The organism is Pseudomonas sp. GWSMS-1 (assembly GCF_049847425.1).
Classification (GTDB): domain Bacteria; phylum Pseudomonadota; class Gammaproteobacteria; order Pseudomonadales; family Pseudomonadaceae; genus Aquipseudomonas.
This window is the reverse complement of record NZ_JBMHHV010000002.1, coordinates 70,798-83,705: the sequence shown is the minus strand read 5'-3', so window position 1 is coordinate 83,705 and position 12,908 is coordinate 70,798. Positions and strand designations below refer to the sequence as shown.

The window sequence follows — 12,908 nt, the reverse complement described above, 5'->3', positions numbered from 1 at the left end:
CCGCCTGCTGACCCCCGAATGCAAGGCCTTCCTGTCCCTGGCCGTGGTCGACGCCGACGGTCGCCCGCGGGGCCTGATCAGCCGCTATGCCCTGCAGAACATCTTCATGCTGCGCTTCGGCCGCGACCTGCACGGGCAAAAGCCGGCCCACAGCGTGATGAACGACGCGCCCTGGTGGTCTGCCTGGACACCCGCCTGGAAGAGGCGGCCCAGCAGGTCACCTCGCAGCTGACCTACCCGATCACCGAGGACTTCATCCTGGTCGACGGCGAGGGCCGCTACCAGGGCCTAGGCACGGTGCTCGACCTGCTCAAGGCCATGGAAAAGCGCGTCGCCCAGCGCAACGCCGTGCTGCGCCGGGCGCTGGTCGACCTCAAGGAATCCCAGGCCCAGCTGTGCAGTCGGAGAAGATGGCCTCGCTGGGCCAGATGGTCGCCGGCGTCGCCCACGAGCTGAACACCCCGCTGGGCTACGTGAAGAACAACGTGCAGCTGCTGCGCGAGCTGAAGCAGCCGCTGCTGCAGCTCGCCGACACCCACGGCACCCTGCTCGACTGCCTGCATGACCCGGAATGCGACGAGCCGCGCCTGGCCGCCCCCTCGGCGAGGCCTGGATGCCCGCGAACAGGCGGCGCCGGAGCTGCTCAAGGAAGACCTCCAGCAGCTGTTCAGCGGACACCCTCTACGGCCTCGAGCAGATCGGCGAACTGGTGGTCGGCCTGAAGAACTTCGCCCGCCTCGACCGCGCCATGAGCGAGGACATCGACCTCAACGACTGCGTACGCAGCGCCCTGGTGATCGCCCGCAACAACATCAAGGACAAGGCCGAGGTCACCGCGCAACTCGGCGATCTGCCGCGCATTCCCTGCGCGCCGTCGCAGATCAACCAGGTGCTGCTCAACCTGCTGACCAACGCCGCCCAGGCCATGGAGCGCTTCGGCCAGATCCTGGTGAAGACCTGGGCCGACGACGACGCCGTGTTCATTTCCGTGCAGGACTCCGGCAAGGGCATGCCGCCCGAGGTGCTGGCGAAGATCTTCGATCCCTTCTTCACCACCAAGCCGGTCGGCCAGGGCACCGGCCTCGGCCTGTCCATCAGCTTCAAGATCATCCAGGACCACGGCGGCACGATTCGCGTCGCCTCCGAGCCGGGGCGAGGCACACGCTTCCTGATCCGGCTGCCGCGCGCGCAAGCGCCCAACCTGCAGGAGAGTGCCTGATATGACCGCCCCCACCCGGATCCTCTTCGTCGACGACGAAGAGCGCATCCTGCGCAGCCTGGCCATGCAGTTCCGCCGCCAGTACGACGTACTCACCGAAAGCGACCCGCGCCGCGCGCTGGAACGCCTGAAGAGCGAGTCGGTGCAGATCATCGTCAGCGACCAGCGCATGCCGCAGATGAGCGGCGCGGAGTTTCTCGCCCAGGCCAGCGAGATCGCCCCGCACACCCTGCGCATCCTGCTCACCGGCTACTCCGACCTCGACGCCGCGGTCGATGCGCTGAACAGCGGCGGCATCTTCCGCTACCTGACCAAACCGTGGGATCAGCAGGAGATGACCAACACCCTGCGCCAGGCGGCGGAATCGCCGCCAGCCAGGTCCCCGTGGCGATGACCGACAGTGCGCAGCCGACCACCGCGCTGACCGTACTGCTGCTCGACGACCATGCGGAAACCCTGGCAGCGGTCGGCAGTTTCTGCCATGCCGGCGGCCATCGCCTGCTGCACGCCCGCAACCTGCCCGAAGCCCTGCTGCAGCTGAACACGGAAGCGGTCGACCTGCTGATCAGCGACCTCAAGCTCGCCGGCGAAGACACCGCGCCGCTGCTCAAGACCCTGGCCCAGGCCCATCCGCGCCTGCTCAGCCTGGTGGTCACGCCGTTCCAAGACACCCAGGCGCTGCTCAGGCTGATCAACGAGGCGCAGATCTTCGCTACCTGCCCAAACCGATCCGCCCGGCCCTGTTCGAGAAGAGCCTGAGCGCGGCCGCCCGTCAGGCCCAGGCCTGGCGCACCCAGCCGACCCATGTGGTGGCGCGCCTGGCCGAAGCCCCGAAAGAGGAACGCGAGCGCGACAAGGTCGGTAGCCTGATGGGCATGCTCGGCCGTCTGCGCGAACGGCTGATCGCCTGAGCAGCGCTGCGCCGGCGCCGCTCGGTCAGGGCCGCGCCTGCGGCTGCACCAGGAAGCGTCCCGTCTCGCCGCTGCTCCCCGGCGCGCCGGTCAGGCCGGCCTCGCCCGGCGCGCCGCCATTGCGATAGACCTTGATGCCGTTGGCCACGGGTGCTGAACTCTCCGGCACGGCAATCCCGCCCTTGCCACCACGGCCGCCAGCGGCTCCCAGGCCACCGGCGGTCAGGATCTGCACGCCCGGGCCGTGGTTGCTGACCGGGATATAACCGGCCTCGCTCAGGCTCCAGTAGCGCAGCGCCACCGTGCCACCGCGCCCGCCGGCACCGCCCTCGCCGCCCCGACCACCGGTGCCACCGGCACTCCCGCGCAGCGATCCGCCGCGCCCCCGTCGCCGCCGTCGCCCCCGCTGCCGCCAGCCGAGCCGGCGCCGCCGCGGGTATCCAGCAGCAGCGAACCGAAGCTGCGCAGGCCGAGCGTGATCTGCAGGTCGGTCCCGGCAGCGCCGGCCCCACCGGCCTCGCCCGGCTGACCGGCCTCGCCATTCGCGCAGGACTTGCCCGCGCTACCGGCAGCGCCCGCTCGCCCTGCTGACGCATCGCTGCCGCGCGCCAGCAGGCGCACGTCGCGGCCGATCCACGCCTGCCCGCACGCAGCTCGAAACGCGGCAGCCCCGGTGCCAGGCGCAGGGTTGCACCATCTTCGAGCACCAGGCGCTCCAGTTGCAGGCGCGGCTCGTCGATCAGCCGCTCCTGGCCGGCGGCCACATGCAGTTCCGCGGCCTGTACAGCACCGGCCAGCAGGCTCGATCCGAGCATCAACAACGTACGCATCCATCTCACTCCAGACAGGAAAACCACCTCTCTTGCAAGGGACACGCCAGCTTTTCCACGCCACAAACTGGGCCAAAGCGTGCCCGCCGATGGTGCACAACGGCGCCTGGCCAAAACCCGAACAACCTGCCACGCCGCCAATATCAATCGTAAGTCATTGTATTTAAAGCAATTTATAAAGTTGGCAAGCCGTGTGCATGAGGCAAATCAGCTCCACTCAGACTCAACACACACTAATAAGTCGAGGATGCCAACTCCTCGTCGGACCATAGGGACAAATGACATGCTCAAGAAACTGACCTCGCCATCTCCGCCGCCAGCGCAGTGACCGTCAGCAGCTTCGCCGCCGCCGAAACCGTGAAGAGCCCGATCGGTGACTTCGACGTCAGCATGAACGCCGCCCTGACCACGGACTACATCTACCGCGGCGTGTCGCAACCCAAGGCAAAGGCGCCATCCAGGGCGGCCTGGACGTGGCCCACGATAGCGGTCTGTACGTCGGCACCTGGGCATCCAACGTCGACTTCGTAGCGGCCGACGGCAACGACGCCAACGTCGAATTCGACTACTACCTCGGCTTCACCAACAACATCACCGACGACATTTCCTACGACCTGGGCTGGATCAAGTACGACTACCCGGGCGCCACCGCCGCCAACTACAGCGAGTACTACGGCAGCCTGACCGCTATGGTTTCAAGGTCGGCGCCGCCTACTCCGACGACTTCGCCATGTTCGTAGCAATGGCCTCGCCGACGACAACACCACCCTCTACACCTACATCGGCTACGACACACCCTGCCCTACGAGATCGGCCTGGCCCTGCAGTACGGCAACTACGACTTCAAGGACAACATCTTCCTCAACAGCGCCGGCGTTGGTAAGGAAGACTCCTACAACGACTGGTCCATCGGCCTGACCAAGACCTACGCCGGCCTGGACTTCGGCATGACCTACACCGACACCAGCCTCAGCGACAGCGAGTGCAAAGGCTTCGCTGCCGGTGGCAAGTCCGACTACTGCGACGCCAACTTCGTGGTATCGGTGTCGAAGAGCCTGTAAGCCCCCCTCGGCCGACAGCAAAAGGGGCGCCAGATGGCGCCCCTTTTCATTTTCGGCACAACCCGCTACTTCAGCAGGCCCTCCGCGCGCATCGCCTGCTGCACCGCCGGGCGCTCCGCCATCCGCAGCTGGTAGGCAGCCAGCTCCGGCCAGGGCGCCAGGTCGATGTGCATGAAGCCGGTCCAGTTGACGATGGTGAACAGATAGGCGTCGGCAATGGTGAAATGCCGGCCGCAGAGGAAGGCATTCCCCTTCAGCGCCTGGTTGACCAGGTCCAGACGCTGGCTCACCCGCTCCAGCACCGCCTGCTTCCACTCCGGAGTAATCGCCGGATTGAACAATGCGCCGAGTCCCTTGTGCAGTTCGCTGCTGATGAAGTTGAGCCACTCCAGCACGCGCCAGCGCTCCATGCTGCCGGCCGGCGGCAGCAGGCTGACGTCACCTTGAGCTCGGCCAGGTACTGCAGGAGCACCGCGTCCTCGGTGAGCACCTGGTCGTACTCCACTCCAGGGCCGGCACGTAGCCCTTGGGGTTGATTGCGTAGAAATCCCCGCCGCCCGCGGTGGTGTGGGTGTTCAGATCCACCCTGACCAGTTCGTGGGGCAGGCCCAGTTCGCAGAGGACGATGTGCGCCGCCAGCGAGCAGGCACCCGGCGTGTAGTAGAGCTTCATGCTGTTCTCCTCGAGGAGTTGTAGGCGAGCCCCCAAAAACCTAGCACAGCGACTGCTCGCGCGACGGCAGCAGCGCGCGGGTCAGCCAGGCATATCCGGCGCGCCAATCCTCACCGCACGGTCGAACGCTGCCCATGCAACCGCCCCCCACCACCCTGGCGCCCTGCTGCTCCCTGTTGGCGGATGTTCGCCGCTCCCGGCGCAGCATCGGCGTTTTTCCGCCAGCCCACCCCCGGCAGGCGCCGGAATGCCGCGGCACAGGCCCGCCTCCTGGGCCGGTACAGGAATTGCAATACAACCTTGGTAATAAGACCTCAAATAATGACTCAGCAGGAAAATCCCATGCAAAGAGCCTGTCATCACCAGCTGCGCGAAGCCTTCCGTGCCCTGCTCGCCAGCCCCGCCTGTTACCACACCGCCTCGGTGTTCGACCCCTGTCCGCGCGCATCGCCGCCGACCTCGGCTTCGAAGTCGGCATCCTCGGCGGCTCGGTCGCCTCGCTGCAGGTGCTCGCCGCACCGGACATCGCCCTGATCGGGGAGCCTACAGAATTCGGAAAAAATCGTACGCTAAGGTTTTCCGATCAGTCATAGGCTCGCCAGTTTGATGTGTTCCGTTCCTGGCCCAGCCAAAACCTATCGGTCTTCGCGGGTGTGCCACAGGCGCAGCAGGTAGATAGTGGAATCCACTATCTCGTAACGCATCTCGTATTGGCCGATCTGAATTCGGCGTACATCCCTTGGTTCGAACTCTTCTAGTCGTTCGCCAATGCGCGGATTGGTCAGCAGCGTGGTAGGTGCTGCTGTAAGTTCATCTACATAGCCTAGGGAGGCCCTTGCAGGGGCAACGTATCGGCTATGTCCGGGTCAACAGCTACGAACAGAACCCGAAATGTCAGCTGAAACAAAACGAGGTGAACAAACTGTTCACCGACAAGGCCTCTGCCAAGGATACCCAGCGTCCGTAACCGGAGGCCATGCTTGGCTTCGTCCGTGAAGGTGATACGGTCGTGGTACACAGCATGGATCACTTGGCCCGCAACCTGGATGACCTGCGCCGCCTGGTGCAAAAAAATGACCAAGCGCGGCGTGCGTATCGAGTTTTAGAAGGAAGGGCTGGTATTCACGGGAGGTGATTCGCCGATGGCCAACCTGATGCTGTCGGTCATGGGAGCCTTCGCCGAGTTCGAGCGAGCGCTCATTCGCGAGCGAATCGCCCAGGCCAAGCAACGCGGCGGTTACCGGGCTCGTAAAAAAGCCCTGTCCGACGAACAGACTGTCGCAGTCCGGCAACGGGCCGCTGTCGGTGAACCAAAGGCCCAGCTAGCCCGTGAGTTCGGTATAAGTAGGGAAACCCTTTACCAGTACCTACGCACGGATGACTGATACATGCCCCGTCGCTCGATACTCTCGGCTTCTGAGCGCGAGACTTTGCTTGCGCTGCCGGAAAGCCAGGACGATCTGATCCGCTATTACACCTTCAACGAGTCCGACCTGTCGCTGATCCGTCAGCGACGGGGTGATGCCAATCGTCTCGGCTTTGCCGTGCAACTCTGCCTGCTGCGCTACCCCGGTTACGCGCTGTCCAGCGACAGCGTGCTGCCAGATCCGGTCATTGAGTGGGTGGCACGACAGGTTCAGGCTGCGCCCGAAAGCTGGGCGAAGTACGGTGAGCGCGATGTCACCCGCCGTGAACATGCCCAGGAGTTGCGAACCTACCTGGGCTTGTTGCCGTTCGGGCTGTCAGACTTTCGCGCCCTGGTACGTGAGCTGACCAACCTGGCCCAGCAGACCGACAAAGGTTTGTTACTGGCTGGGCAGGCTCTGGAGAGTCTGCGTCAGCAACGGCGGATTTTGCCGACCCTGACGGTGATCGACCGGGCCTGCTCCGAAGCAGTGGCGCGAGCGAACCGGAGGATCTACCGTGCTTTGATCGAGCCGCTAAGCCAGCAGCATCGCAACAAACTCGACGAACTGCTGACCATCAAGACAGGCAGCAATAGTACCTGGTTGACCTGGCTACGGCAGTCACCGTTGAAACCGAATTCGCGGCACATGATGGAGCACATCGAGCGGCTGAAGATTTTTCAACTGGTGGCCCTGCCCGAAGGGCTCGACCGGCATATCCACCAGAACCGCTTGCTCAAGCTTGCCCGCGAAGGTGGGCAGATGACGCCGCAGGATCTTGGCAAGTTCGAGAACGAACGGCGCTACGCCACCTTGGTTGCCGTGGTGCTGGAAAGCACCGCGACAGTGACCGATGAACTGGTGGATCTACACGACCGCATCCTAGTCAAGCTGTTCAGCAGCGCCAAGAACAAGCATCAGCAGCAATTTCAGAAACAGGGCAAGGCGATCAACGACAAGGTTCGCTTGTACTCGAAGATAGGTCAGGCCTTGCTGGAGGCCAAAACTACCGGTGGCGATCCGTTCGCCGCCATCGAGGCGGTCATCCCCTGGGACGAATTCGCCCAGAGTGTGACCGACGCCGAGCTACTGGCCCGTCCCGAAACCTTCGACCATTTGCACCTGGTCAGCGAAAACTTCAATACTCTGCGCCGCTACACTCCAGCCTTTCTGGAGGTGCTTCAACTCCGGGCCGCACCGGCAGCTCAACGTGTGCTGGATGCCATCCAGCAGCTGCGCGAGATGAACGCAGACAACCTGCGCAAGGTGCCATCGGACGCACCAACTGCGTTCATCAAGCCGCGCTGGAAACCGCTGGTGATCACGCCGGAAGGCATTGACCGGCGTTTTTACGAAATCTGCGCCTTGTCTGAACTGAAAAACGCGCTGCGTTCCGGCGACATTTGGGTCAAGGGCTCACGGCAGTTTCGTGACTTTGAAGATTACCTGCTGCCGCCCGCGAAGTTTGCCGCGCTCAAGAAGGAACAGGCGCTGCCATTGGCGACCAATCCCAACAGCGACCAGTACCTAGAGGAGCGCTTGCAGCTGCTAGAGCAGCAACTGGCGACCGTCGCCAAGCTGGCCAAGGACAATGAACTCCCCGACGCGATCCTCACAGAGTCCGGACTGAAGATCACGCCGCTGGATGCGGCAGTACCGGTCACCGCCCAGGCGCTGATCGACAAGACCAGTCAGCTACTACCGCGCATCAAGATTACCGAGCTGCTGATGGACGTGGATGAGTGGACAGGATTCACCCGTCACTTTACCCACCTGAAGGATGGTGCTCAGGCCAAGGATCGAACGCTGTTACTGTCAGCAATCCTTGGTGACGCCATCAACATTGGGCTGACGAAAATGGCCGAGTCGAGTCCGGGTATGACCTACGCCAAGCTGTCTTGGCTGCAAGCCTGGCACATCCGTGACGAAACCTACTCGGCGGCTCTGGCTGAATTGGTCAACAATCAGTTCAACCACACCTTTGCGGCCAACTGGGGAGACGGCACCACCTCATCCTCCGATGGCCAGCGCTTCCGTGCAGGCGGTCGAGGCGAAAGCACCGGGCACGTCAACCCGAAATACGGCAACGAACCAGGGCGGCTGTTCTATACCCATATCTCCGATCAGTACGCGCCGTTCAGTACCCGAGTGGTGAATGTCGGAGTGCGGGATTCGACCTATGTGCTCGATGGTCTGCTGTATCACGAGTCGGATCTGCGGATCGAGGAGCACTACACCGACACGGCTGGCTTCACCGATCATGTCTTCGCCCTGATGCATCTGCTGGGCTTTCGTTTTGCCCCGCGCATCCGCGACCTGGGCGAAACCAAACTGTATGTCCCGCAGAGCGTACAGGACTACCCGACGCTGCGCCCAATGATCGGCGGCACGCTGAACATTAAGCACGTCCGCGCTCACTGGGACGAGATTCTGCGTCTGGCCGCGTCGATCAAACAGGGCACCGTCACTGCCTCGTTGATGCTGCGCAAGCTGGGCAGCTATCCACGTCAGAACGGCCTGGCCGTGGCCCTGCGGGAGCTGGGCCGGATCGAGCGCACGCTGTTTATCCTCGACTGGCTGCAAAGTGTCGAGTTGCGTCGTCGCGTGCACGCTGGATTGAACAAGGGCGAGGCGCGCAATGCCCTGGCCAGGGCGGTGTTCTTCAACCGCCTTGGTGAAATCAGGGATCGCAGCTTCGAACAGCAGCGCTATAGGGCCAGCGGACTGAACTTGGTGACCGCCGCTATCGTGCTGTGGAACACCGTCTACCTGGAGCGGGCAACCCAAGGGCTGACTGACGCCGGAAAGCCGGTGAATACCGATATGTATCAATATCTGTCGCCGCTGGGCTGGGAGCACATTAACCTGACCGGCGATTACGTCTGGCGGCAGAGCCGCAAGCTGGAGGAAGGGAAATTCAGGCCGTTACGACAGCTCGGAAAGCCTTAGCGTACGATTTTTTCCGAATTCTCTCGGCTCCCCTTCCTTGAGCGACAAGTGGGTTTCGACGCTGGGTGGTGGTTCGGATGCTGTCAGCCGTGCCACGACATTGAGGATGTGTTCGGCGCTCAGGCTGCCGCTCTCCAGTACCAGCTCAACGGCTACCAGCACGGCATCGAGTCCGGCGACCGGTACGGCAGCCAGGACTTGCGCCATGATCCGGTCACCGCCGGCATGACGCCCCAGACCGTGCTTAAGCTGACGCAGCGGCGCTGGCAGATCAGTAAAGGGCGCTCCGTTGCGCAGCGCGCCGGGCTTGCGCTCAATCAGCGGGATGTAGTGCTGCCAGTCGTAGCTGACCTGTTCGCGATCCAGCAAGCGCGCATGGCTGGCAATCAGCGCATCATCGGCCACCACCTCGATGCGGGTCGGATACAAACGGCTGCTGACCCACTTACCCGCGTACTCACACGGCACCGAGTAACGGTTGCGCCCGACACTGACCAGGCAGGTGCTGGAGACCCGCGCAGGCCGCTCGACGTAACCGTCGAAGGCCGCGGGCATAGGCATCAGTTCGGCGCGCTCCAACTCCAGTACCTCGGCCACACTGAGCCCGCTGTATTGAGGGTGCGTCAGCTCGTTCCAAAGCGCGCGGCAGCGCTGGCCCAGCCAGGCATTGAGTTCCTCGAAGGAGTGAAACTGGCAGTCCTGGGCGTCTAGCCAGATACGCCTGCGGCTGTCTTGCACGTTCTTTTCAACGATGCCCTTTTCCCAACCAGCGGCGACGTTGCAGAAGTCCGGATCGAACAGGTAATGCGCGCACATCACCGCAAAGCGCGCATTCACCGCCCGGCCTTTGCCCTTATTGACCTTGTCGACGGCGGTCTTCATGTTGTCGTAGATGCCCCGGCGCGGCACGCCGCCAAGGAGCCGAACGAGCGTGTATGGGCGTCAAATAACATCTCATGGCCCTGGCTCGGATACGCCACAAGCCAGAACGCACGGCTGGCACACAGCTTCAGATGTGCCACCTGCATACGCCGGTAAATGCCGCCGACCAGCAAGCCTTCCTCGCTCCAGTCAAACTGAAACGCCTCGCCAAGAGCAAAGGTCAGCGGCACAAAGGCCTGCGACGCCTTGCCCTGTCCCCTCGCCAGGCACGGATAAACGCGGTGAGCTGGCTGTAGCCACCGTCATAACCTTCGGCTTTGATTTGCGCCAACAGCGCCTTGGCACTGCGCCGCTGTTGCTTGGGCCGCAGCGAATCGGCTTTTAGCGCCTGCTCCAGCGTGGCGTGAAAAGGGCTGAGTTTGTTGAAGATCGCGCGGCGTTGGTAGACCGGCGGCTTGGCCTCAGGTGCTCTGACCCACTTGCGAATCGTGTTGCGCGCCAACCCGGTGCGCTTGGCTATCTCATGCAGCGACAGCTTGTCGCGGAAATACATCCGGCGAATTTTGCCCATCATTTCCATACTGATCACCCTGTGTTCTCCTGCTCAAAAATTGAGCAGAAGTAGTTGAACACCTGGGTCAGTTTTCAGTCGGCAGAACAGCCTCTACTGGGTCAGTTTTCGGTCAGCAGCAACAAGTATGTCTTCCAGCCAGAAGCTGTGACGACGATAAAGCCCTGGCCCGGCTCGTAAAACAGTTCTGCCAAAGCGAAATCAACTCCACTAGGGTCAAGCAACAACAGTAAGGCCATAAGCCCTAATGGAATACCTATCGCAAGACGGAAATCAAAGTACCGAGAAGCGCTTTCTGAGCGGTCGGCCGTCATTTCAGTAGCTCCAAATCAAAGCACGCCAGGCGGTGCCTGTAATGCATGAGTAGGTTAACGCAGGCCAACTTTTCATCTGGCAGTACCCTGACCGCCAAGCTATAAGTCCCTTCTGAAAGGCATAGCTAGCACCCTGGTAGTAGGCGATATCGCGACGCAGCAGCCCGTCATCGGTGCCAATGATCGACTCATGGCTCAACCCCAATGCGTCTTCATGTTTGCGCATGCCACGCCTTGGACTGAGAATGGCCAGATTATTGCCATCGAACAGTCCTAGGTGCTGGTAGTTACCAACCAGAGCGCGCCCAGCAGTGCGATCCTCTCGCAGCACGTTGCGCCCGAAAAACGTTGAGACATAGTCGATATTGAGCATGCCCAGTAAAGTTGGAGCCAGGTCGATCTGACTGACAACATCGGTGAACTCTCTAGGTTCGATATGTTCCGGAGCGTAAATAAACAGCGGGATGTGGTAGTTGGCCACCGGCAGATCTTCCTTACCGGCGCTGCCTGCAGTGTGATCGGCGACGAAGACGAACAGCGTGTCCTTGAACCAGGGTTTTCCGCACTTGGGCAAGGAGTTGGCCAATGGCGTAGTCGGTATACTTCACCGCTCCTTCGCGACCGTCACCGGAAGGTATGTCGATGCGACCTTCAGGGTAGGTATAGGGTCGATGATTTGAGGTGGTCATCAATTGCAGGAAGAAAGGTTTGCCGGCTGCATGGTCGGCATCTGCAATTTTGAGGGCTTGTTTATAGAGGTCTTCATCCGACATGCCCCAGGCGTTTTTGAAAGCAATATCCGCCTCGGCCAACGCTGCTTTGGTCAACGATGCGATAGCCGTTGCCGCCAAAAAAAGCATTCATGTTGTCGAAGTAACCACGCCGCGTAGAGAAATGCACTGTCATACCTTGGGCGGCGAACTGCTGACCTAGACTTGCATAACCAGCTTCACGACCAATACGCTTGACGATCGAACGCCCGGCGTTGGTGGAATAGACAGGGTGATGGCTTCTAGGCCACGGTCAGTTCGGGTACCCGTGGCGTAAAAGTTACTGAATGCCAGACTCTGCTTGCGTAGCGCGTCCAGATTCGGGGTCAATCCGCGGTTGTCACCGAAATGCCCAAGTATTTGGCACTCAAACTCTCGATGGTCACCAGTACTACGTTCAGGCTTTTGGTTGCCCTGGATTATCGATTTCACGGCGAATGTCTAGCGGATCACTGCCTATGAAACGGGCATTGGGCTCGCTCACCTCGCTTCGCAACAACCCGGCGACTTCGGACTCCGGCAGGGTCGAGTAAAACTGCTGGTAGTCCAGTTCGTTATTCCGAAACGCAGCAAAGAACTGGAAAGGCCCATTGCTCGCCAGCTCGCGCTGATAGGCATTACCACCTATTCCACGGGGGAGTTCTGCCCAACAAAAGCGCTACTAAAGCCCGGCCAGCAAGAGCAAAACACCCAGACTATATAAAGCTTGCTTAGGTGCCATGCGTGGGGCATCCAAGGCAGCTGCTAGGGGGCGGCGAAGGATGAATGTCAGACCAATGGCCAAGATGGCGAGCAATGCCAGTAAGGGGTAAATCGGGTAGGACTCAAGAATGTTGTTGATCACCTCCTCGGAGTACACCAGGTAGTCGACGGCGATGAAATTGAAGCGTACGCCGAATTCGTCCCAAAACAGCCTTCCGCAACAGCAGTGAACAGCATGACGAATAGACTGAGGGCCATGGCGCTGGCCATAAACTTTTTGTGCCAGCGCTGCTGCCAAATCGCGCGCGGGCAAAGCAGCAGGTAAAGCGCCATTGGCAAGGTCGCGTAAAGCAGGAAGCTCAAGTCGTAGATCATCCCTATGGCATACAAGCCCATAAGGTTCGAAATGCTGATATTCGCATCTGCCAGGTGGCTAACCAGCAACAGGCTCCGAGTCAGAGTGAATACCGTTAGCCACGCAGCACGACGATGGATAAGTAGCGAATTTGCGCATAATGAAGCTGGGGCATCGTATGATCCTTTTGGATGAACGGGCCGCAGTCTGCATTTGCCTCTGTTAGTAGCCTGTCAAAGCGACGTGAAAAAAGCGTCAAAATCAAA

The 12,908-nt window shown here is 61.3% G+C and carries 5 protein-coding genes and 8 pseudogenes; 6 read left to right on the top strand and 7 right to left on the bottom strand.

Annotation, left to right across the window (positions count from 1 at the left end):
* Nucleotides 1-106 precede the first annotated feature (106 nt).
* Nucleotides 107-1,219 (top strand): annotated as a pseudogene (locus ACEPAJ_RS00860) (sensor histidine kinase).
* A gap of 1 nt (nucleotide 1,220) precedes the next feature.
* A pseudogene (locus ACEPAJ_RS00855) lies at nucleotides 1,221-2,130 on the top strand (response regulator).
* A 25-nt stretch (nucleotides 2,131-2,155) separates the two neighbouring features.
* On the opposite strand, the gene ACEPAJ_RS00850 reads toward ACEPAJ_RS00855, so the two are convergent.
* Complete coding sequence (locus ACEPAJ_RS00850; RefSeq protein WP_425912953.1) at nucleotides 2,156-2,431, bottom strand: hypothetical protein; 276 nt, start codon at nucleotides 2,429-2,431, stop codon at nucleotides 2,156-2,158.
* 1,002 nt (nucleotides 2,432-3,433) lie between these two features.
* On the opposite strand from ACEPAJ_RS00850, the pseudogene ACEPAJ_RS00845 reads away from it, so the two are divergent.
* A pseudogene (locus ACEPAJ_RS00845) lies at nucleotides 3,434-4,021 on the top strand (TorF family putative porin).
* Between the two features lie 65 nt (nucleotides 4,022-4,086).
* Here ACEPAJ_RS00845 and ACEPAJ_RS00840 read toward each other — a convergent pair.
* The gene (locus ACEPAJ_RS00840) at nucleotides 4,087-4,431 is read right to left on the bottom strand and encodes a glutathione binding-like protein (RefSeq protein WP_425912951.1); all 345 of its coding nucleotides are present in this window, start codon (nucleotides 4,429-4,431) and stop codon (nucleotides 4,087-4,089) included.
* Nucleotides 4,432-4,459: 28 nt separating this feature from the next.
* Entirely contained in the window at nucleotides 4,460-4,693 is a 234-nt protein-coding gene (locus ACEPAJ_RS00835) for a hypothetical protein (protein WP_425912949.1), read from the bottom strand.
* Between the two features lie 342 nt (nucleotides 4,694-5,035).
* Here ACEPAJ_RS00835 and ACEPAJ_RS00830 point away from each other — a divergent pair.
* A pseudogene (locus ACEPAJ_RS00830) lies at nucleotides 5,036-5,229 on the top strand (isocitrate lyase/PEP mutase family protein); the annotation flags it as partial.
* A gap of 99 nt (nucleotides 5,230-5,328) precedes the next feature.
* Here ACEPAJ_RS00830 and ACEPAJ_RS00825 read toward each other — a convergent pair.
* Nucleotides 5,329-5,511, bottom strand: a pseudogene (locus ACEPAJ_RS00825) (type II toxin-antitoxin system RelE/ParE family toxin); the annotation flags it as partial.
* A 17-nt stretch (nucleotides 5,512-5,528) separates the two neighbouring features.
* Here ACEPAJ_RS00825 and ACEPAJ_RS00820 point away from each other — a divergent pair.
* Nucleotides 5,529-6,078, top strand: a pseudogene (locus tag ACEPAJ_RS00820) (recombinase family protein).
* Nucleotides 6,079-6,081: 3 nt separating this feature from the next.
* Nucleotides 6,082-9,048, top strand: coding sequence for a Tn3 family transposase (locus ACEPAJ_RS00815; RefSeq protein ID WP_065990646.1), 2,967 nt, complete (start codon nucleotides 6,082-6,084; stop codon nucleotides 9,046-9,048).
* On the opposite strand, the pseudogene istA reads toward ACEPAJ_RS00815, so the two are convergent.
* The 3 genes and pseudogenes from istA to ACEPAJ_RS00800 all read right to left on the bottom strand — a co-directional run bounded on the left by istA (nucleotide 9,025) and on the right by ACEPAJ_RS00800 (nucleotide 12,817).
* Nucleotides 9,025-10,510, bottom strand: a pseudogene (istA, locus tag ACEPAJ_RS00810) (IS21 family transposase). The gene ACEPAJ_RS00815 and the pseudogene istA overlap by 24 nt on opposite strands.
* A gap of 92 nt (nucleotides 10,511-10,602) precedes the next feature.
* Nucleotides 10,603-10,815, bottom strand: a complete 213-nt coding sequence (locus ACEPAJ_RS00805; protein WP_425912947.1) for a hypothetical protein — start codon at nucleotides 10,813-10,815, stop codon at nucleotides 10,603-10,605.
* Nucleotide 10,816: 1 nt separating this feature from the next.
* Nucleotides 10,817-12,817 (bottom strand): annotated as a pseudogene (locus tag ACEPAJ_RS00800) (LTA synthase family protein).
* Nucleotides 12,818-12,908 lie beyond the last annotated feature (91 nt).